The sequence below is a fragment of the Acinetobacter sp. ANC 4218 genome, from assembly GCF_002135245.1.
GTDB lineage: Bacteria > Pseudomonadota > Gammaproteobacteria > Pseudomonadales > Moraxellaceae > Acinetobacter.
In genome coordinates, this window is the sequence record NZ_NEGD01000008.1 from 133,319 (window position 1) to 152,641 (window position 19,323).

General features: G+C 43.4%; 21 protein-coding genes. 11 read left to right on the forward strand and 10 right to left on the reverse strand.

Annotated features, from left to right (window positions below; all coding sequences use genetic code 11):
* Positions 1-2: 2 nt before the first annotated feature.
* The gene (gene pncA / locus B9T38_RS09550; protein ID WP_086196620.1) at positions 3-638 is read right to left on the reverse strand and encodes a bifunctional nicotinamidase/pyrazinamidase; all 636 of its coding nucleotides are present in this window, start codon (positions 636-638) and stop codon (positions 3-5) included.
* 282 nt (positions 639-920) lie between these two features.
* A complete protein-coding gene (gene mhpT / locus B9T38_RS09555; protein ID WP_086196577.1) occupies positions 921-2,126 on the reverse strand; it encodes a 3-(3-hydroxy-phenyl)propionate transporter MhpT in 1,206 nt (401 codons plus the stop codon).
* A gap of 722 nt (positions 2,127-2,848) precedes the next feature.
* On the opposite strand from mhpT, the gene dapA reads away from it, so the two are divergent.
* From dapA to purC, 3 genes are read left to right on the forward strand one after another with little or no spacing between them, the layout of a single operon-like run.
* On the forward strand, positions 2,849-3,748 hold the full coding sequence (dapA, locus tag B9T38_RS09560; RefSeq protein WP_086196578.1) for a 4-hydroxy-tetrahydrodipicolinate synthase: 900 nt from the start codon (positions 2,849-2,851) through the stop codon (positions 3,746-3,748).
* Between the two features lie 13 nt (positions 3,749-3,761).
* Entirely contained in the window at positions 3,762-4,367 is a 606-nt protein-coding gene (locus B9T38_RS09565) for a lipoprotein-34 precursor (NlpB) (RefSeq protein ID WP_086196579.1), read from the forward strand.
* A 36-nt stretch (positions 4,368-4,403) separates the two neighbouring features.
* A complete protein-coding gene (gene purC / locus B9T38_RS09570; protein WP_086196580.1) occupies positions 4,404-5,123 on the forward strand; it encodes a phosphoribosylaminoimidazolesuccinocarboxamide synthase in 720 nt (239 codons plus the stop codon).
* Between the two features lie 340 nt (positions 5,124-5,463).
* On the opposite strand, the gene B9T38_RS09575 is transcribed toward purC, so the two are convergent.
* Both B9T38_RS09575 and B9T38_RS09580 read right to left on the reverse strand, forming a co-directional pair.
* On the reverse strand, positions 5,464-6,738 hold the full coding sequence (locus B9T38_RS09575; protein WP_086196581.1) for a replication-associated recombination protein A: 1,275 nt from the start codon (positions 6,736-6,738) through the stop codon (positions 5,464-5,466).
* A 160-nt stretch (positions 6,739-6,898) separates the two neighbouring features.
* A complete protein-coding gene (locus tag B9T38_RS09580) occupies positions 6,899-7,351 on the reverse strand; it encodes a YcgN family cysteine cluster protein (protein ID WP_086196582.1) in 453 nt (150 codons plus the stop codon).
* A 191-nt stretch (positions 7,352-7,542) separates the two neighbouring features.
* On the opposite strand from B9T38_RS09580, the gene B9T38_RS09585 reads away from it, so the two are divergent.
* Positions 7,543-7,701 (forward strand): DUF1328 domain-containing protein, encoded by a 159-nt coding sequence (locus B9T38_RS09585; protein WP_086176419.1) that lies wholly within the window; start codon positions 7,543-7,545, stop codon positions 7,699-7,701.
* A 176-nt stretch (positions 7,702-7,877) separates the two neighbouring features.
* Here the strand turns inward: B9T38_RS09585 and murJ are convergent, their stop codons facing one another.
* Both murJ and ampD read right to left on the reverse strand, forming a co-directional pair.
* Positions 7,878-9,428 carry a murein biosynthesis integral membrane protein MurJ gene (gene murJ / locus B9T38_RS09590; RefSeq protein ID WP_171263217.1) on the reverse strand — a complete coding sequence of 517 codons (1,551 nt, stop codon included), beginning with the start codon at positions 9,426-9,428 and terminating at the stop codon, positions 7,878-7,880.
* Between the two features lie 75 nt (positions 9,429-9,503).
* Positions 9,504-10,079: a 1,6-anhydro-N-acetylmuramyl-L-alanine amidase AmpD gene (ampD, locus tag B9T38_RS09595; protein ID WP_086196584.1), complete on the reverse strand. Its 576-nt coding sequence runs from the start codon at positions 10,077-10,079 to the stop codon at positions 9,504-9,506.
* A 175-nt stretch (positions 10,080-10,254) separates the two neighbouring features.
* Here ampD and nadC point away from each other — a divergent pair, with 175 nt between their 5' ends.
* Positions 10,255-11,100, forward strand: a complete 846-nt coding sequence (gene nadC, locus B9T38_RS09600) for a carboxylating nicotinate-nucleotide diphosphorylase (RefSeq protein WP_086196585.1) — start codon at positions 10,255-10,257, stop codon at positions 11,098-11,100.
* 89 nt (positions 11,101-11,189) lie between these two features.
* Here the strand turns inward: nadC and rph are convergent, their stop codons facing one another.
* The 3 genes from rph to B9T38_RS09615 all read right to left on the reverse strand — a co-directional run bounded on the left by rph (position 11,190) and on the right by B9T38_RS09615 (position 14,333).
* Positions 11,190-11,906, reverse strand: coding sequence for a ribonuclease PH (rph, locus tag B9T38_RS09605; protein ID WP_086196586.1), 717 nt, complete (start codon positions 11,904-11,906; stop codon positions 11,190-11,192).
* A 174-nt stretch (positions 11,907-12,080) separates the two neighbouring features.
* A complete protein-coding gene (locus B9T38_RS09610; protein WP_086196587.1) occupies positions 12,081-13,226 on the reverse strand; it encodes a fatty acid desaturase family protein in 1,146 nt (381 codons plus the stop codon).
* Positions 13,227-13,310: 84 nt separating this feature from the next.
* On the reverse strand, positions 13,311-14,333 hold the full coding sequence (locus tag B9T38_RS09615; protein ID WP_086196588.1) for a ferredoxin reductase: 1,023 nt from the start codon (positions 14,331-14,333) through the stop codon (positions 13,311-13,313).
* 173 nt (positions 14,334-14,506) lie between these two features.
* Here B9T38_RS09615 and B9T38_RS09620 point away from each other — a divergent pair, with 173 nt between their 5' ends.
* Positions 14,507-15,166, forward strand: a complete 660-nt coding sequence (locus B9T38_RS09620; protein ID WP_086196589.1) for a TetR family transcriptional regulator — start codon at positions 14,507-14,509, stop codon at positions 15,164-15,166.
* A gap of 60 nt (positions 15,167-15,226) precedes the next feature.
* On the opposite strand, the gene B9T38_RS09625 is transcribed toward B9T38_RS09620, so the two are convergent.
* Positions 15,227-15,844, reverse strand: coding sequence for a thiol:disulfide interchange protein DsbA/DsbL (locus B9T38_RS09625; RefSeq protein WP_086196590.1), 618 nt, complete (start codon positions 15,842-15,844; stop codon positions 15,227-15,229).
* A 180-nt stretch (positions 15,845-16,024) separates the two neighbouring features.
* Here B9T38_RS09625 and ubiG point away from each other — a divergent pair, with 180 nt between their 5' ends.
* The 5 genes from ubiG to B9T38_RS09645 all read left to right on the forward strand — a co-directional run bounded on the left by ubiG (position 16,025) and on the right by B9T38_RS09645 (position 19,273).
* On the forward strand, positions 16,025-16,738 hold the full coding sequence (gene ubiG / locus B9T38_RS09630; RefSeq protein ID WP_086196591.1) for a bifunctional 2-polyprenyl-6-hydroxyphenol methylase/3-demethylubiquinol 3-O-methyltransferase UbiG: 714 nt from the start codon (positions 16,025-16,027) through the stop codon (positions 16,736-16,738).
* Positions 16,735-17,436 carry an HAD family hydrolase gene (locus tag B9T38_RS09635; protein ID WP_171263219.1) on the forward strand — a complete coding sequence of 234 codons (702 nt, stop codon included), beginning with the start codon at positions 16,735-16,737 and terminating at the stop codon, positions 17,434-17,436. The genes ubiG and B9T38_RS09635 overlap by 4 nt, the downstream gene beginning before the upstream one ends.
* 31 nt (positions 17,437-17,467) lie before the next feature.
* Complete coding sequence (locus tag B9T38_RS09640; RefSeq protein ID WP_086196593.1) at positions 17,468-18,214, forward strand: YciK family oxidoreductase; 747 nt, start codon at positions 17,468-17,470, stop codon at positions 18,212-18,214.
* Between the two features lie 204 nt (positions 18,215-18,418).
* Entirely contained in the window at positions 18,419-18,574 is a 156-nt protein-coding gene (locus B9T38_RS16770; RefSeq protein ID WP_166170523.1) for a hypothetical protein, read from the forward strand.
* A gap of 300 nt (positions 18,575-18,874) precedes the next feature.
* Positions 18,875-19,273: an RcnB family protein gene (locus B9T38_RS09645; protein ID WP_086196594.1), complete on the forward strand. Its 399-nt coding sequence runs from the start codon at positions 18,875-18,877 to the stop codon at positions 19,271-19,273.
* The last annotated feature ends 50 nt before the right edge of the window (positions 19,274-19,323 follow it).

The window sequence follows — 19,323 nt, forward strand, 5'->3', positions numbered from 1 at the left end:
TTTTAGGAAATATGGCGTTGAACGATATCCTTCATCAAAATACGCTTGACCCCTGCTGCAAGCATGTCTTGCCAGGCATGCTGTAATGACCCGTGTAAATCGATACCTTTGGTGGCATCGGAAATCACATAGCTTTTAAAGCCCAGTTTACAGGCATCTATTGCGGTCCAAGTCACACAAAAATCTGTGGCAATGCCGACAATAAAAACCGTATCAATGCCACGTTCTTTTAAATAGCCAGCCAAACCGGTTGTGGTTTTTTGATCTGCTTCCAGAAAAGCTGAATAGCTGTCGATATGGGCATGCGCGCCTTTGCGGATGACCAGTTGGGCAGTTGGTAAATGCAGATCTGGATGAAGTTCTGCATCAGCAGTGCCTTGCACACAATGGCTTGGCCACAGGACTTGTGAGCCATAATCCAGCTGAATCATCTCAAAAGGTGTTTTACCAGAATGATTCTCGGCAAAGGAAATGTGATTTTCTGGATGCCAATCCTGGGTAATCACAATATTGTCAAAATGCAGCCCCAACTGGTTGATGTTCGGAATAATCTGATCAGCATTGGCCACAGCCAAATTGCCTCCCGGCGTAAATCCTCGTTGCACATCCACCACAATCAAAGCCGCATTCTGCATTATTTTCATCCCTTGAAATATCAATTTACGCCCAAGCATAGCGCAAAATAGTAGAGGATTTTTAGCGCTGCCGATAAAAATAGAATGACTGTTCATTCGGATTAATCTTGGAATCAGTTCCATATCTGTATTATTTTGCAATGCCTAATAAATTAGGAAATCGCTTTGATTGCATCGCAAACGATAAGCAAAACAGGAAATTCCCCCTATCAATAACATGATTATTTTTTAAATTCTGAGCATTAAAAAAGCCTGCAAATGCAGGCTTTTTTAATCTTTTCAGTATTACACCTTGGTGCGGTTCACCAGAATCAGCATACATACTGCGGAGATAATGATACATGGAATCGCTGCGGTGATAACGCCTGCTGCACCGAAACCTGCAGTCAGTAACTGACCTGCAATCACAGGGCCAAGCATTGCACCGATACGGCCTACTGCAGAAGCAACACCTACACCGGTACCACGTACTTCGGTCGGATACACGATACTACCGAAAGCATACAGTACGCCCTGACAGCCAATCACGAAGGCACCTGCCAATGCTGCAGCCATATACATCTGGCTCAGCGAGCTTGCACCGTTCAATGCCAATAGGCCTGCCAAAATACCACCGTACATCAACACAATCACGTAGGCTTTTTTCCAGCGGTCGGTCAACATACCCAAAATTACAGTACCAATCGTTGCAGTAACCATAAAGTAGAACTGTGCAGTTGAACCGTCTTTGCGGGTGAAGCCCAGCTCCATAAACAATGATGGTAACCAGCTCAGCATGATGTAAACCACCATCAGCGTGAAGAAGTAGCTGACCCAGATGCACAGGGTACGTAACAGGTTATTCGAGTTAAACAGATCCTTGAATGAACCTTGTGGAGCAGCGGCAAGTTCAGCTGCAGTTTTGTTCTGTGCTTTCAGGTATTCTTTCGACTCAGGCAGGAACAGCATCATCAGTGGAATCACGAAAATCGGTAATAAACCGCCCAAGTAGAATACATTCTTCCAGTTGGCACCGAATTCAGTTGCGGCAATTAACGACAGAATCGCAGCACCGACCGGCATACCACAGTACATCAGGCCCACGGCACGACCACGGTTTTTTGGCGATACGGCTTCAGAAGCCAGCGTGATCAGAATTGGCATGGCACCACCCAGACCGGCACCCGCCAGGAAACGCACAGCCAGCAACGTGTTAAAGCTGTTTACCCAAACTGTACATAAAGTAAATGCGGCAAACACTGCTGTCGACCAGATCAGGACTTTCTTACGACCAATACGATCTGCAAATCGACCGCCGACCAGTGCACCAGGCAGTAAGCCTAAAATCCCTGCACTGAAAAACACACCCAATTGCGAGCTGTCAAGACCAAAATGCTCACGAATACCCGCGGCTGCAATACCTGCGGCCTGAATATCCAGGCCCTCGATCACCGCGATCAGAAAACAGATCGCTACTGTGATGACCGCGTGCTTGTTATCTGATTTTTCCATTGGAATATCCTTGTTTCAATCAGCGTTGTTCATAATAAAGTCGCAATCATCTATGAGACTGGCAGCATAATTAACTACCAATAAGTTGAATAATTTACACTTTATTAACAAAAATACTGGATATTTAAAGTTTTTCAGTACCAAATACACATAGTCGCAAAAACACTTAATCCGCTTAATCCGTACAAGAAAAATTCACATGATCTTGATAAATTCGATTCTAAAAATCATCCTGTGCGAAAAAAGTCAAAATGGAGTAATAGTTTTTATTAATTATTCTTCTAGTTTTTAATGATCATTTTGATAGATTAACTGTCTGGTTCATATAGCTTTAAAGTCTATACTGATTCTTATTAAATCTTAAATTCTGATGTTTTTACCCGGAATTATTGAGTTGATTGGGCCCAGCGCAGTTTTTTAAAATCAAAGTAAGCATTTTCACAGTCAAAAAATTGATCTTAAAGGATTAAAAACAGATTAGAATTTCAGGACACATCCATTTAAAAAAATTACCCTGGTTATATTTGTGCTGTTTTTCACTTGCTTTTCATAAAGTTTTTAGATGGTTTGACTAAAGCATATTGTTCTTCACCGCTTGTTCGTTCATAATTTGCATAAGCATTATTCAATTGGCTTGAATTTGCTATAAATCAAAATACGTAACCATCCACATCTCTGTTTTTCTACCCCAGTTGGATGGCCAAATAGGATAATTTTTTAAAATGACTCAGCAAGCACAGATCATTCAAGGTTCAATTGTCGCAATCGTCACCCCGATGTTTGAAGATGGCAGCGTAGATTGGAAGGGTCTAGAAAAGCTGGTTGAGTGGCATATAGAACAAGGCACCAACAGTATTGTGGCTGTAGGGACCACAGGTGAAGCATCGACTCTAAGCATGGCTGAACATACTCGGGTGATTAAAGAAATCATCCGTGTAGCCAATAAACGCATTCCTATTATTGCCGGTACCGGTGCAAACTCGACTCATGAAGCCATTGAGCTCACCAGAGAAGCAAAAGAACTCGGTGCAGATGCCGCATTACTGGTTACGCCTTATTACAACAAGCCTACACAGGAAGGTTTATATCAGCACTACAAAGCGATTGCTGAAGCTGTTGATTTGCCTCAAATTCTGTATAACGTCCCAGGACGTACCGGCGTGGACATGCTTAACGAAACCGTGATCCGTCTGGCCGATATTCCGCAAATTGTCGGTATTAAAGATGCGACTGGGGATGTAGCGCGTGGGAAAGAACTCATCGAAGGATTAGCCGGCAAAGACATGACGGTTTATTCTGGTGATGATGCTACGGCATACCAGCTCATGGGACTTGGCGCTAAAGGCAACATTTCTGTCACTGCCAATGTCGCACCGAAGGAAATGAGCCTGATCTGTGCTGCAGCACTTGCAGGTGATGCAGAAGGTGCTGAAGCTTTAAATAATAAAGTTGCAAATTTACACAATATTTTATTTTGTGAATCTAACCCAATTCCTGTGAAATGGGCACTCCATGAAATGGGCTTAATTGGTACCGGTATTCGCTTACCATTAACTCCTCTTGCAGAACAATATCGTACCCCGTTGCGTGAAGCACTCAGCGCTGCGGGTGTCATTAAATAAAGAGCACAACACTATGCAATTACGTTTCGGTTTAACCCTTGCACTTTCGGCATTCAGTTTAGCGGGTTGTAGTTCCATGGGAATCAGCAATGGTTCACTGGACTATAAAAATACAACAACCCTTGAACCTGTGAAATATCCGGAAGGTTCAATGGTTCGACCGGCAACGCCGTTGTATCCAGCCCCAACAATTGACCCGCTGGCGATTGAGCATGCACCCAAGCTTGAAAACAAGCACGGTAACCGCTTTGTGCTACCCCGTCCCGACAAGGCGCAAAGCAATAGCGCTGCCGATGCTCAACAAGACAGCACAAATATCGGTCGTCCACAGCTGGTTCGTGATGGAAACCAAAATCCACTGCTCAAAATAGACGGAAATTCTGCTACAATCTGGCAGTACACACTTGCCACCCTCAGTAGCCTCAACCATAGCATTGTTGGTCAAAGTAAAAATCGTTACGAAGTAACCATTAAGATTGATCAGCAGATTTATGTATTAAGACTGACCTCTGTAGGCACAAGTAACAACTTAGCTGTATTCAATGCCGATAACAGCTTTGCAGACCAAGAAAAAGCTGCAGAACTGTTAACCCAGATTTACCAAAATTGGCCAGCCTAGTCGTACTAGGCATTTTTTTTTGAAAAAGGTTCCCCCATGTTGAAACAAACCTTGCTCTATACTGGTAAAGCGAAATCTGTTTATGAAACAGATAGTGCAGATCACCTTATCCTAGTTTTCCGTGACGATGCTTCTGCATTTAACGGCGAAAAAATCGAACAGCTGGATCGTAAAGGCAAGGTGAACAACCGTTTTAACGCCTTCATCATGGAAAAATTGGCTGCAGCTGGCATTGAAACTCACTTTGAAAAACTTCTTTCTCCAACTGAAGTTTTAGTGAAAAAATTGAAAATGGTTCCAGTTGAATGTGTAATCCGTAACTATGCTGCCGGTTCTTTATGCCGTCGTTTAGGCGTAGAAGAAGGTAAAGAACTGGTTCCACCTACTTTCGAATTGTTCTTCAAAGATGATGCGCTTGGCGATCCAATGGTGAACGAATCTCAAGCGATTGCTTTAGGTTGGGCAACTGCTGAACAGTTGGCACAAATGAAAGAACTCACTTACAAAGTGAACGAAGTGCTTAAAGGCTTGTTCGATGCAGGTAACATGTTACTTGTAGACTTCAAACTTGAATTCGGTGTATTCCACGACCGTATCGTACTGGGTGATGAATTCTCTCCAGACGGTTGCCGTCTATGGGACAAAGATACCAAGAAAAAGCTCGACAAAGACCGTTTCCGTCAAGGTTTAGGCGGTGTTGTTGAAGCTTATGAAGAAGTTGCTGCACGTTTAGGTATCGACCTTTCTGATATCTAATTCGTTCATCGAATTTCAAAAACCGGGCTAAACAGCCCGGTTTTTTATATCTCCAAAAATCGAAAAAACAGATTTAATTAATAAAAATGATCGTTTTTACAATATTGGTTTTTTTACTTAATATTTCTTATATACCAGGCAGCAAGAGGTTGAAGTCAATGACTTTATAAGCTCCTGCTGACCGACCAAGATTTTTAGTTTACCCTCTAGGATGTATCTCCCCTAAGACATCCTATTTTCAGCCCAATCCGTCCTATGGATTGGGCTTTTTTTTACGTTTTTTCATCTGAAAAACTCAACATGAAAGAAAATGCCTCAGCGCCTGGAATCATCTTGACTGTTATTGCTGTTGTTGCTGTTGCATCCAGCGACGCTGTTGCAGTTTTTCTCCTTCCACTTCGCGCTTGTTCCGTGCAGATTCGTATAGCTTGGTGCCTTTTAATTCAGGTGGCATATACTCTTGCAGAACGAAATGCTCTGGATAATTATGCGGATAGAGATAATCCACACCATAGCCCTGCTCTTTCATGAGCTTGGTTGGTGCATTGCGTAAATGTAGTGGCACAGGCAAGTTTGCAGTTTTTTCAGCCAGGTCGAGTGCCTTATTAATGGCCAGATAAGTGCTGTTACTTTTGGCACTGGTCGCCAAATACACTGCACACTGACCGAGAATAATACGACACTCTGGCATGCCCACAGCCTGTACCGAACGGAAACATTCGCCCGCCAGAAGCAAGGCATTCGGATTGGAATTACCAATATCTTCCGAAGCGGCAATCAGCATACGGCGTGCAATAAACACCGGATCTTCGCCGCCTTTCAGCATGCGCGCCATCCAGTACAGCGCTGCATCCGGATCACTGCCGCGGATGGATTTAATAAATGCCGAAACCAGGTCATAGTGCTGCTCACCCGATTTATCATAACGGGCAATATTCTGCTGCGCCACCTTGACCACAATGGCATTGGTGATGATATTTTCCAGTTCCGGTTCAAAAGTACTGGCAATTAAATCTAGAAGATTAAGCGCCTTACGTGCATCTCCAGCCGCAAATTGCAGTAATGCTTCGTATTCTTCAATTTGGATATAACGCTCTTTTAAAAAGGCATCCTGCTGTATGGCATTATTCAATAAAGTTCGAATTGACTCATCATCCAGCGCATTTAAGGTATACACCTGACAACGCGATAACAAGGCATTGTTCACTTCAAAAGAGGGATTTTCTGTGGTTGCTCCAATTAAGGTAATTTTGCCTTTTTCTACTGCATTCAATAAGGCATCTTGCTGTGACTTGTTAAAACGGTGAATTTCATCAATAAACACGACCGGGGTCAATAAATCGCCACTTTCGGCAATCACTTCACGCAGTTCTTTTACTCCGGTATTGAGCGCCGATAAACTGATAAAGGGCCGATCCACGGCTTGAGCCAAAAGCAAAGCAATGGTGGTTTTTCCAACGCCTGGTGGCCCCCAAAAAATGATGGAAGGTAAATGGCCCTGATCAATCATTTGACGTAAGGGGGCACCTGCTCCCAATAAATGATCTTGCCCGATAATTTCGGACAAATCACGCGGACGAAGTCGTTCAGGGAGTGGAATATGGCTCTCAGACATCTTGTTATTTCTTTACTGTACTTAAACTAAGTCTACTATGTAATTTTAATATCGCGCATTTCAAATGAGCTGATTTACAAAAAAATCGCTGTGTCAGGTCGGGGGGAGGATGATATTTCCAAATACTTTCAACCAAAATTATATGATGATGAACAAGGGATTAACGCACCCAACGCACAATATATTCCTCAAGATCATCTTCATTGACTTCTGTTTCGGAAATACAACGGCCTGCTGCCGATTTGCGTGCCTTGATCACACTGTCACGTGTTCCTGTATTTAAATAATGCCAGGCAGGTAGACTCTTACCTTCTTTTAAACGGCGATAAGCACAGCTCGGCGGCAGCCAATGAATAGTGGCTAATTTTTCTGGTGTGAGTTGAATACAATCCGGCACATGGTCAAGTCGCTGCTCATAATTACTACAACGTGCAGTTTTGCAGTCTAAAAGTTTGCAAGCCACCTTGGTATAAGCGACTTCTTGCAGTTCTTCATCTTCTAATTTGATTAAACAGCAGAGACCGCAACCATCACATAATGCTTCCCATTCGGCAGGATTAAGTTCAGTTAAAGCGTATTCTTTCCAAAATTGTGGACGTAAGGATTCGGTCATAGTAAGGCAAAAATTAGCAAATGAAGCATATTATAACCTGTGCATGTTTACAGTCCATAAACGTGATTATTACTTTAAATCATCGATTTGCCGTCAAACTGAACATTTTTTAAACACAAGCATAACACTGCTGGAAATTTCCGCCCCTATACTGAATCTACTTTGAAAATAACAACACATGGAGAAAGCTTATGTTCCGTTGGGCGATTATTTTTGCAGTGATTGCACTGATTGCAAGTCTACTAGGTTTTGCTGGCGTCGCAGGATTATCTAAAGATTTTGCAGTTATTTTACTCGTGGTTGCCGTTATTTTAGCAATCGTCGGCTTCCTCTCCAGGGGAAGAGTTTAGTTGAATGAACTCCACTTAAAAAATATCTCACTTGATCAAAAAAAAAGAGCCTATTCAGGCTCTTTTTTCATATCCGATTTTTTTTATTCAGCTTTCTATTATCTACCTAGCAAAAGAACCGAATTAAATATCTTTTTATCTAACTTATCTCACCGTGTAGAGTTTTAAGATAAAAATTAAGGTCTTAAATGACGTGGTCTAAAGCCGGTGACCAATAAGCCAATCGCATAAGCCACCACACCAGCGACACATAAACCGATCACTTCCAGTATACGCATCCATTGTGATACCTCTCCATTGTACCAACTCAATCCATACCACAGTGCAGCAATCATCGCGGCATTCGCCACTGCATATTGTAGAAACAGCTTTTTCCAGTGTCCGGCAAAGCGGAAAATATTGCGTTTATGCAGATAAAAATACAGCATACCGGCATTGACCAAGGCCGAACCTGAAGAAGCCAGGGCCAAGGCCATATGTTCTGCATGCCAATCAATGAGCTTGAAGAAACTAATAAACACCACGTTTAAAATGGCATTCGCTGCCACGGCCATCAAGCCAACACGTACAGGTGTACGGGTATCTTGCTGTGCATAAAAGCCCGGGGCAAAGACTTTAATCAGCATGAAGGAGATTACCCCGGCACTCATACATTGCAGGGCCAGCGCAGTCATTTCAGTATCTTGCAAGGTAAATTGCCCACGCTGGAACAAGGCCTGAATAATTGGAGTAGACAGCATAAATAAGGCGATGCTGGCAGGAATACCAACCAGCATGATCACTTTGGCAGCCCAGTCAATCATGCCACGGAACTTGACCTGATCCTGTTCGGCATGACGTGCAGACAGTGAAGGTAAAATCACGGTACCAATCGCCACACCGATCAACCCCAAAGGCAATTCCGTCATCCGCTCGGCACTGTATAACCACGATACCGAGCCATCCTGCATGAACGATGCCCAAATGGTGTTGAGCAATAGATTAATCTGGGTAACCGAAACACCAAACAGTGCCGGAAGCATCAATTTCATGATGCGTTCCACACCTTCATGTTTGAAATCCACTTTAGGTGGAATCAATAATTTTTTACGCCACAGCTCTGGAATTTGAATCACTAGCTGTAAAATACCGGCAATCACCACCGCCCAACCGAGTGCCATAATCGGTTCGGCCATATAGGGTGTTAGCCACCATGCACCTGCAATCATGGTGATATTCAATAGTACTGGCGAAAAAGCCGGTGTCGAAAAAGAACCGTAACTGTTCAGGATACTGCTGGCAAAAGCAGTTAAAGACATAAACAGCAGATAAGGAATGGTCAGACGAAACATATCCGTCGCCAGGGCAAATTTTTCCGGGTCATCATGGAAACCGGGCGCATAGATATACAGCACCGCAGGTGCTGCCACCATGGCAATAAAGGTCAGGGTGGTCATAAAGGTGGCCAGACAGCCAAACACCCGGCTAATCAGGATTTGTACTTCGGCATGGGTTTTCGTGGTTTTATATTCGGTTAAAACCGGGATAAAAGCCTGTGAAAATGCACCTTCGGCAAATAAGCGCCTGAAAAAGTTCGGAATACGAAAGGCCACCACAAAGGTATCGAAATCTTTACCCGCACCAAACACATTCAGCAACACCACATCTCGGACTAAGCCCAGCACCCGAGACAACATGGTCATTGTACTAACAATAAAGGTCGATCGCCAAAGCGCCATCGTAACCACCCAGTGAAAAAATTAAGTCGCTATTGTAATGAAACTCTACATGGAGTTTCGTTGTTTAATCATAAAGCCCATTCATTATTGATGGATTTTATGCTGCTGCAATAAAGTTCTGAATTTGACCCAGTCAAAAAATGGGCCCGGATCGGTTTTACGTCCAGGCGCAATATCCGAGTGACCGGCCAAATGTTGTAAAATTTTGGGATAAGCCGCTTGCAATGCAGCCGTCACTTGCGCCAGCACTGCATATTGCACCTCATCAAAAGGCAAATCATCACTGCCTTCCAGTTCAATGCCAATGGAATAGTCATTACATTCTTTTTTGCCCAGGTAAATGGAACGTCCGGCATGCCAGGCCCGATCATTAAAATTGACAAATTGCAGCACTTCACCACTGCGTAAAATCAGCAGATGGGCAGAAACCTGCATGCCTTCAATACTTTGAAAATAAGGATGCTCTGACCAGTCCAGCTGGTTCTGAAAAAACTGTTCAATATATCCCCCACCAAATTGTGACGGCGGCAGACTGATGTTATGCACCACAACCAGTTGAATTTCGGTATGTTCGGGACGTTGATTATAATTGGGGGAAGGTACTTGCCTGGCACCGATTAACTGACCGTCGATGACCTGAAAAAAGGGGGCCTGTTGCATAGTCCAATCCTGAGTCCTGTTCGCATAAGCTGATGATTTTAGCGCAATCCTAAAACTTTAAACTTAAAATCTCAAATTCCGCAGCTAAAATCGCTGGAAAAAAACATTTCTTTTAAATGAACAGTGCTAAAATAACGCGCAATTTTCATGGGTTAAAAAAGATACGGGAATCCTTATGAGCATATCTCAATCCTTGCTTGAACAATCGATCCAAATCAACATTCAACAAGCATTACAAGAAGATATTGGCGAAGGTGATATCACTGCATTATTAACCCCTGAAGATGAACAGGCGACAGCAACCATTATTAGCCGTGAAGACATGGTGCTGGCCGGTCAGCCTTGGGTCAATGCACTGATTCAGGCTTATGATCCAAAGGTACAGGTGACCTGGCTAAAAAATGATGGCGACCGCGTACAAGCCAATGAAGCCTTTTTAAAACTGGCCGGTTCTGCACGCAGCCTGCTCACGGTGGAACGCCCTGCCCTCAACTTTGTGCAAACACTTTCTGCAGTTGCGACCAAAACCGCTTTATATGTCAAAGAACTAGACGGCTTAAATACCAAATTGTTAGATACCCGTAAAACCTTGCCGGGTTTACGTATTGCACAAAAATATGCCGTGGCGATTGGTGGCGGTCAGAACCATCGCCTCGGTTTATTTGATGCCTTTTTGATTAAAGAAAATCATATTATGGCAGCGGGCGGTATTGCACAGGCGATTAGCAAGGCACATAACATTGCACCGGGTAAACCGGTGGAAGTTGAAGTGGAAACCTGGGATGAACTGAACCAGGCTTTAGAAGCAAAAGCGGATATCGTGATGCTGGATAACTTTAGCCAGCAGCAAATGATTGATGCGGTGAAGCATGTTGCCGGTCGTTGCAAGCTGGAAGCATCGGGTAACATTACCATCGCAAACTTACGTGAAGTGGCAAGCTCAGGGGTGGACTATATTTCAATGGGTGTGTTAACCAAAGATGTGAAAGCAGTGGATTTATCCATGCGTTTTAATGCTTGATTTCCCCTACTCAATTCAATAAAAATTGAGTCAATAAAAAACGCACCGATGGGTGCGTTTTTTATTGTTTAGATTGTTAAATTAACAACTTACCAGCCTAAAACTTCTTGCTGTTTTTTAATGAGTTCTTGGATGCCTTTTTCTGCCAATTCAAGCATTTCGTTACATTGTGCACGGGTAAATGGCTTGTCTTCAGCAGTCCCCTGCAGCTCGATAAACTCGCCTGCTTGAGTCATCACTACGTTTAAATCAGTTTGGCAGTTTGAATCTTCTTCATAACACAAATCGAGCAAGGCTTTGTCTTGATACATGCCGACAGAAATCGCAGCCACCAGACCTTTCAGCGGATCGTGTTTAATTTTCTTGGTTTCAAGCAATACATTCATGGCATCGACTAAAGCCACTGCTGCACCAGTAATGGATGCTGTACGTGTACCACCATCCGCCTGAATCACATCACAGTCGATGGTAATGGTATTTTCACCCAGTTTTTTTAAATCAACCATGGCACGCAGGCTACGACCAATCAGACGCTGGATTTCCTGAGTACGGCCACTTTGTTTACCACGCGCCGCTTCACGGTCACTACGGGTATGGGTAGAACGTGGCAACATGCCGTATTCCGCAGTCACCCAACCCTGTCCCTTACCTTTCAAGAAACGCGGGACTGAATTATCAATACTTGCGGTACAAAGAACTTTTGTATGACCAAATTCAATCAACACTGAACCTTCCGCATAACGTGTATAGTTACGGGTAATTTTTACGTCACGTAATTGATCTAATGTACGTTGGTCGATACGCATAATGAGTCCTTAATTTCGGCTAAAATTCATTGCGGCCTAGTATAACAGAAGCATGCTCTCAGGTTTTGCCAAGAGATTCTCTATTGGCAAAAACCATCAAGCCCGAACGCATCCATTTAAGCTTGCATGAAATTCACTACCCACCCTGCATATCCTTAAGCTTGTTAGTGAAGTTTAAAAGCTCAATAAGTCTTTTAATTTCTGTTTGGATTGTTCAAGGGTTGAAGTCCATGAATTTGGCAATGAACATTTAGCCAAACGTACCCAGACGCTCCCAAACTGTTTCATGAAACTGGCTTCATTATAGTGAATGCCATATTCAGCGCATAAGGCACGGATTTTCGGTGCAGCTTCGGCATAGCGATTCGCCGGCATATCAGGGAATAAATGGTGTTCAATTTGATGACTCAAATTACCACTCAAAATATGCAGCCATTCTGTGCCGCTAAAATTACTCGATCCGCGAATTTGACGTAAATACCATTCGGCACGCGTTTCAGTGGCCGTATTGTCCGGTTCAAAGGTTTCGGCATCTTCAGTGAAATGTCCATTAAAAATCACTGCAGATGCCCAGAGGCTACGAATGACATTCGCCACGGCATTTCCGGCAAATACCGGCAACGCATTCGGACCCGCGATCAGAGGAAAAAAGACATAATCTTTGGCAATCTGACGGGTGGCTTTCTTGCGGAATTTTGCCGACTCTTTCCAGACCTGTTTCCAGGTTTTGGTTTTATAGGCAATCGCATCTTCCAGATGTAAATTCTGTACACCGACATACCATTCAAAGAACAGCATCAGCTGAATAGTTAAAGGAATATTGAATAAAAAGCGCGGTTCCCATTTTTGTGCTTCACTGACCCGAATCAGGCCATAGCCCACATCATGGTCTTTACCGACAATATTGGTATAGGTGTGATGGATATAGTTATGCGTATGTTTCCAGTCATCGCCTGTTGCCATGGTGTCCCAGTCATAATTGGCACCATTTAATGTCGGATCATTCAGCCAGTCGAACTGACCATGCATCACATTATGGCCTAGTTCCATATTTTCCACGATTTTGGAAATACCCAATAAACCGGTTCCCAATAACCAGACTGGTGGAATCCAGCCGCCAAACATCAACATGCTGCGTGAGGCAATTTCGCTATAACGGACAAAATCGCGGATTTTATAAATGTATTCGGCATCTTTTTCACCAATGCTGTCCATAATTTCGCGGCGAATGGCATCGACCTTTTCACCAAATTCGGCAATTTGTTCAGCAGTTAAATATTTTGATTTACTGTTTTCTTGAAACTTTACTGACATATTCATTGTTTTTCTCCTGAGTGAGAATCAAACACTGCTATAAAAATTGCAATCAATCACTGAGCAGCGCTATCAAAGCATTTTTTGTTTTTAAAGGTTAATCACCACCGGACTCACGGCCTGGCTAATACACAATTTAATCTGGGTATTGCTATCGTGGTCGATTTCACCAGTGAGCAGGTTTTTGGTTGAGCCGCTGACTTTGGTACAGGTACAGGTATTGCAGATGCCCATACGGCAACCATGTGCGGGTCTTAACCCCGCCTGTTCGGCACTTTCCAGCAAATTGGTCTTGGCTTCAAACTGTTGTTGAGCGCGTAAGAAAATTACCGGTTGTACTGCAGCAGTTTCATCAACGACGACCTGGAAATATTCCTGTTTGAGCAGATCGGTAATCCCCAGCTGTTGATAAATCTGGTTCAGGCTTTGCATCATGCCCTTGGCACCACAAGCATAACTTTGACGTTGCTTAAAATCTGGAATGATACTTTCAAGCAGTTCCACCGTTAAATGTTGCTTCTGGGTCAGGGTATTAAAATGATGATATTGAAACTGTGGATACTGCTCGGCCAATTGCTGCAATTCGCTATGAAAAGCCTCATCACGGCTAAAATAAATCAGGTCAATTTGACTGACTTTTTGATGGATGGCCTGTTGCAATAAAGAATAAATTGCAGTGATACCACTGCCTGAAGCTAACAACAGAATAGGTTGTTGAGATGAACTTAATGTGAAATCACCCTGCACCTGAGAGATTTCCACTACGCCACCTACGGGCAAATGGGTTAAAGCATTAGATACTTTGCCCTGACGTTTTACGGCAATCACCACGTTGCCGTTGGCAGTGATTTTGACAACGGAATAACTGCGTTGCTCACGCACACCTGCAATCACTACAGTCACTAAAATACTTTGTCCGGCATGAAAAGCATCAGCACGAAAATTATGATTCGGCTGCAACTCAATCTGATAAAAGTCTGAACTCAGCATCTGTACATCGACAATACTGGCTTTGACTTTTTTCCATGCCCAAACTGGATTGATTTTTTCAGCAATAAAATCGACGAAATCTTCTCGAATCCATTGCGGCTGATATTGCATGACATGACTCATATGACGTTCCTCTTTTATTGCTGGCTATTTATTTGAGTGAACAGGTGTTCTTATAGTGAACACATGTACACTATAATCATTTTTTAATTCAGTCAACATCCGTTCACTGACATTCGTCGTTTAATTTGTTTTTTTTTGATAGACTTCATTCAGCATTTTTTTAGGGTAGTCGCATGTCGATACGGGATGAGCGTAAACAGCAGAGCCGCCAGGCACTTTTGGATGCTGCGCTGGCTTTAAACACGTCTGGACGCTCTTTCAGCAGCATCAGTTTGCGTGAAATTGCACGCCATGTCGGTTTGGTACCGACGGCGTTCTACCGTCATTTTCAGGACATGAATGAGCTGGGACTGGAACTAGTCGATCAGGTGGCCCTGCATTTAAAAGGTATTTTTCATCAGCTGGGACAAGCCTATATCTATCAACCAGATACCGAAACCCAAATCAGCCTAGACCTGTTTTTTCAGGCAGTTGAACATCATCCTGAACCATGGGTATTTATGATTGCCGAACGCTGGGGTGGATCAGAAGTGATTCGCCAGGCCATTGCCCGGGAAATTAATTTTTTAATTGAAGACCTGGCTAATGATTTGGGTCAAATTGAGGCCATGCAGCACATTGGTAATACCCAAGACCTACAAGTATTTTCTAATATTTTAATTAACTTGTCTTTTACCTGGGCCATGACCTGGATGGATATCAACCGTCACTATCAGGCTGAAGAACGTCTAGAACAACAAAAACAGTTTAAGCTGCAAACCATGACTCAAGTGCATTTGATTTTCCGTGGCATCTCCAACTGGGACCCTTCCAAAGATTCGGTCTCTTCATAATTGAATAACGACCAGAGGTAAAAAAACCGCCATGATGGCGGTTTTTTTAGAACCTGTTGCTTATTTGGCTTTACGCTCTTTTTCTACCAGGTAGCTGATCACTTGAGTGACTTTGGCATCTTCACCTTGCACCACATATTTACCATTGACCACAACCGCAGGCACACCACTGAGTTGATATTGCTGTGCCAACTGTTTGGCTTGCGCTATTTTTGAAGTAATAACAAATGAATTAAACATGCTGTTGAATTTGGCTTCAGGCACGCCATATTTTACAAAGAACTTGGCTTGGGATTTTTGATCAAAAATCTGCTGGCCACCTGCATGAATGGCATGGAATAAAGGCAAGTGAGTTTTCTTACGAACGCCTAATGCTTCAGACACATAATAGCCACGCGCGCCCTGCTCCCAGACAGGATTCATTGCCGCCGGAGTACGCACGAAACGCACATCTTTAGGTAATTTTTTCAGCCAGGTCTGCATATGCGGCTCTAAGCGATAGCAATGCGGGCAGCCATACCAGAAGAATTCACGCACTTCAATTTTTCCAGGAACTTCAACCTTAACCGGATTGGCCACCACGGTGTAATCTTTACCTGCAACAAAATTGGCTGCCATTGCAGTACCGGATAAGGCAAAAATAGCCGTTGCTACACTACCTAAAAGAAATTTTTTCATTGACCTTATTGTCCTCTAAATCATTATGTCTAATTTATGCGATCACTATAAATCAATTATGCCGAATTCGTTTTCATTCTGTGAACTTTTTTACGGCATTTATCGCTTTTTTTAGAATTAACGCTACACTAAGCTTCTGTAACTTTTTTAAATTATAATGACTTGATTGAGGTGATACCGATGTCGCAATTGAATGTTGATCCACAAGAAATTGCCAAATTTGAAGCATTCGCTGCCATATGGTGGGATCAGCATTCTGAGTTCCGCCCCTTGCATATGATCAATCCGCTGCGTTTAAACTGGATTGATGAGCATGCTGGCGGTCTCAGCGGTAAAAAAGTGCTCGATGTCGGTTGTGGTGGCGGTATTCTTTCGGAAAGTATGGCGCGTCGTGGAGCCAATGTTTTGGGTATCGACATGGGTGAAGCGCCATTAAATGTAGCCCGCATTCATGCCGAACAGGAAGGCGTACAGAATATTGAATATCGCCAGGTTCCGGTAGAACAGTTGGCCCAGGAACAAGCTGGACAATATGATGTGGTGACCTGTATGGAAATGCTGGAGCATGTTCCAAATCCGGCATCAATTATTCAGGCCTGCCAAACCCTAGTCAAACCGGGCGGCCATGTGTTCTTCTCGACCATTAACCGTAATCCAAAGTCTTATCTGTTTGCCATTATTGGTGCGGAATACGTCCTGCGTATGCTGGCTAAAGGCACCCATGACTACAGCAAATTTATCAAGCCTTCCGAGCTGGCACATGATATCCGTGCTGCCAATCTGAAACTGAAAAACATGACCGGCCTGCATTACAACCCGCTAACAAAACGTTACTGGCTGGCACCAAATGTCGATGTGAACTATATGGTTTATACGGTAAAAGAAGGTGCCTGATGAAAGCTGTACTGTTTGACCTGGATGGCACCTTGATTGACACAGCGGCTGACTTCATTCGCATTATTCAGGACATGTGCCGCGACAAACCCTGTGACATCGTGGCCGCGGATTTAATTCGTACCCAAGTCTCTGAAGGTGCCCGGGCCATGGTGAAACTAGTCTATCCGGAACTGGAAGTGGAAGATCCGGTGTTTCTCGCCCATCGCCAGCGCTTTTTGGATTTGTATGGTGAAGATATTGCCGTGGATACCGACCTGTTCGAAGGCATGTATCCCTTGCTGCAACAACTGGAAAGTCAGGATATTCCCTGGGGCATTGTCACCAACAAGCCACGCTGGCTCAGTGAGTCCCTGCTTCAGGCACTCAATCTGACCGAACGCTGTGCGGTTCTGGTTTGCCCGGAAGATGTCAGCAATACCAAACCCGATCCGGAACCGATGTATCTGGCGGCCAAGCAAATTCAGGTACGACCTGAAGATTGTATTTATGTGGGTGACCATCCGCGTGACATTGATGCGGGCCGCAATGCCAATATGTACACCATTCTGGCAGGCTATGGCTATTTACCATTGCAACACAAAGATAACTTAACAGCATGGCAGGCGGATTGTATAGTGAAGACAGTTGCAGAATTACATCAAGTGATTAATCAACTAGTCGGCGTAAAACAAGATCATCATTCACTCATTTCATAACGACATAACAATATAAACGAGGAGGTATGCAATGAAATATTCAGAATATCAGCCTCGCCCCGATCTGTTAAAAGATCGCATTATCCTGATTACAGGTGCGGGCGATGGTATTGGCCGTGCGGCTGCAATAAGCTATGCCCTGCATGGTGCCACTGTAGTGCTGCATGGACGTACCCTAAACAAGCTTGAAGTCATCTATGATGAAATTGAAAGCCTGGGTGCGCCACAACCGGCTATTCTGCCTTTGCAGCTCTCCAGTGCCTCTCCTCGTGACTATGAGTTACTGGTCGATACTTTAACGCAACAGTTCGGTCGCCTGGACGGCATTTTGCACAATGCCGGGATTCTGGGAGAGCGTACCGAACTGGCGCATTACCCGGTAGATGTCTGGGATGATGTGATGGCGGTGAATCTGCGTGCTCCCTTTATTTTGACCCAGGAACTGCTGCCCTTACTGGCAAAGTCCGAGCATGCTTCGGTGGTATTTGCCAGTTCCGGTGTCGGACGTGAAGCGCGGGAACGTTGGGGAGCCTATTCGGTATCCAAAATTGCCATTGAAGCAGTGAACCAGATTTTTGCCAAAGAAAATGTCTATCCGAATGTGCGTTTTAACTGCATCAATCCGGGTGCCACCCGTACCGCCATGCGTGCCAAGGCTTATCCTGAGGAAGATCCAAAAACCCTGGCGACACCGGAAAGCATTATGCCGGCTTACCTGTATTTAATGGGGGACGACAGCCTGCATTTGAATGGTCAAAGCATTGATGCACAAGACTAATCTCTAAAAATAAAAAAGGGAGTTCTATATGCTCCCTTTTTTATTACAGACTTAAATTTTTAAAAACTCAGAACTGTACTTTCGCTATTTAAGGCTTAAATCGTATTTTTAGATAATTTTCACAAAAATATTCGTTTTTATAAATTAAAAGAATGCCGCTATGCTGAACACCATTCAAAAACATTCAGTATGAGAAATTTCAACATGGCAGATCAAAAACGTAAAATTGAAACGATTCGTTGTATTGAAAAACTACAGCTTTCAAATTCTTTGATCATCGGTCTGGATGATGTCAAACAGGCAGAAGCGATTGCTGAGGCTGTCAGCTCACTACAAGGCCTGGTGGAACAATGGAACTAAAAGAAAACTATATAGAACTGTCGAATCCAACCCGCTGTTCAGCCCGTTGCTTAGAACATTGTTAAATCAGTCAACGTGATCTCAAAACTTTGATACAAAGTTTTCCTCAAGCAAAAGTTTTTTAATATTTAATAGCGCTATAAAATTGCTGAAGATTTTTAAATGATGAGATATTTTCCCATAATATCCTTATTATCTCTGCATTTTTTAAGAAATGCATGATTGATCTTCACAGTTTCTCTGCAATTATTTTGTACATTAACATCAGTGAAATTAATACTTTTTTTATGAGGGTTCAACATGAAAAAGATTTTGACTGTTTTGGCAATTTCTTTCAGTGCATTGATGGCAAGTAGTGTCAGCCTTGCCGGACCTCATGAAAAAAACAATAATTATCGTGGCTGGGATCAATCCGATCAGCCAAAATTTAGCCGCGGTCGCGATTTTCGTGAAGATGATGATGACATGCAAGACAAACGCCGTATGCGTGAAGAACGCGGATTCAAGCGCCTACAACAGCATAAATGGCAACCGGGTTATGTGATGCCACAGCATTATCGTGGCGATGGCTACAAGGTCGACTATAAAAACCATGACTTGCCAAAACCGTCGCGTAACCAGCAATGGTACAAAATCAATAATGACTATATTTTAGTGGATACAGACAGCAATAATATTGTACGCATTCAAGGATTCTAAACGCCGTTTTAAATGCTCCATGCCCAAACTCCTGTTTGGGCTTTTTTATT

Excerpts from the sequence above, each read along its gene's own strand:
- purC (WP_086196580.1), top strand. The coding sequence starts at position 4,404 with ATGTTGAAACAAACCTTGCTCTATACTGGTAAAGCGAAATCTGTTTAT.
- B9T38_RS16770 (WP_166170523.1), top strand. The coding sequence starts at position 18,419 with ATGGCAGATCAAAAACGTAAAATTGAAACGATTCGTTGTATTGAAAAA.
- B9T38_RS09645 (WP_086196594.1), top strand. The coding sequence starts at position 18,875 with ATGAAAAAGATTTTGACTGTTTTGGCAATTTCTTTCAGTGCATTGATG.
- B9T38_RS09575 (WP_086196581.1), bottom strand. The coding sequence starts at position 6,738 with ATGTCTGAGAGCCATATTCCACTCCCTGAACGACTTCGTCCGCGTGAT.
- B9T38_RS09580 (WP_086196582.1), bottom strand. The coding sequence starts at position 7,351 with ATGACCGAATCCTTACGTCCACAATTTTGGAAAGAATACGCTTTAACT.
- B9T38_RS09565 (WP_086196579.1), top strand. The coding sequence starts at position 3,762 with ATGCAATTACGTTTCGGTTTAACCCTTGCACTTTCGGCATTCAGTTTA.
- B9T38_RS09615 (WP_086196588.1), bottom strand. The coding sequence starts at position 14,333 with ATGAGTCATGTCATGCAATATCAGCCGCAATGGATTCGAGAAGATTTC.
- B9T38_RS09620 (WP_086196589.1), top strand. The coding sequence starts at position 14,507 with ATGTCGATACGGGATGAGCGTAAACAGCAGAGCCGCCAGGCACTTTTG.
- nadC (WP_086196585.1), top strand. The coding sequence starts at position 10,255 with ATGAGCATATCTCAATCCTTGCTTGAACAATCGATCCAAATCAACATT.
- B9T38_RS09610 (WP_086196587.1), bottom strand. The coding sequence starts at position 13,226 with ATGAATATGTCAGTAAAGTTTCAAGAAAACAGTAAATCAAAATATTTA.
- B9T38_RS09625 (WP_086196590.1), bottom strand. The coding sequence starts at position 15,844 with ATGAAAAAATTTCTTTTAGGTAGTGTAGCAACGGCTATTTTTGCCTTA.
- ubiG (WP_086196591.1), top strand. The coding sequence starts at position 16,025 with ATGTCGCAATTGAATGTTGATCCACAAGAAATTGCCAAATTTGAAGCA.
- dapA (WP_086196578.1), top strand. The coding sequence starts at position 2,849 with ATGACTCAGCAAGCACAGATCATTCAAGGTTCAATTGTCGCAATCGTC.
- B9T38_RS09585 (WP_086176419.1), top strand. The coding sequence starts at position 7,543 with ATGTTCCGTTGGGCGATTATTTTTGCAGTGATTGCACTGATTGCAAGT.
- mhpT (WP_086196577.1), bottom strand. The coding sequence starts at position 2,126 with ATGGAAAAATCAGATAACAAGCACGCGGTCATCACAGTAGCGATCTGT.
- ampD (WP_086196584.1), bottom strand. The coding sequence starts at position 10,079 with ATGCAACAGGCCCCCTTTTTTCAGGTCATCGACGGTCAGTTAATCGGT.
- rph (WP_086196586.1), bottom strand. The coding sequence starts at position 11,906 with ATGCGTATCGACCAACGTACATTAGATCAATTACGTGACGTAAAAATT.
- B9T38_RS09640 (WP_086196593.1), top strand. The coding sequence starts at position 17,468 with ATGAAATATTCAGAATATCAGCCTCGCCCCGATCTGTTAAAAGATCGC.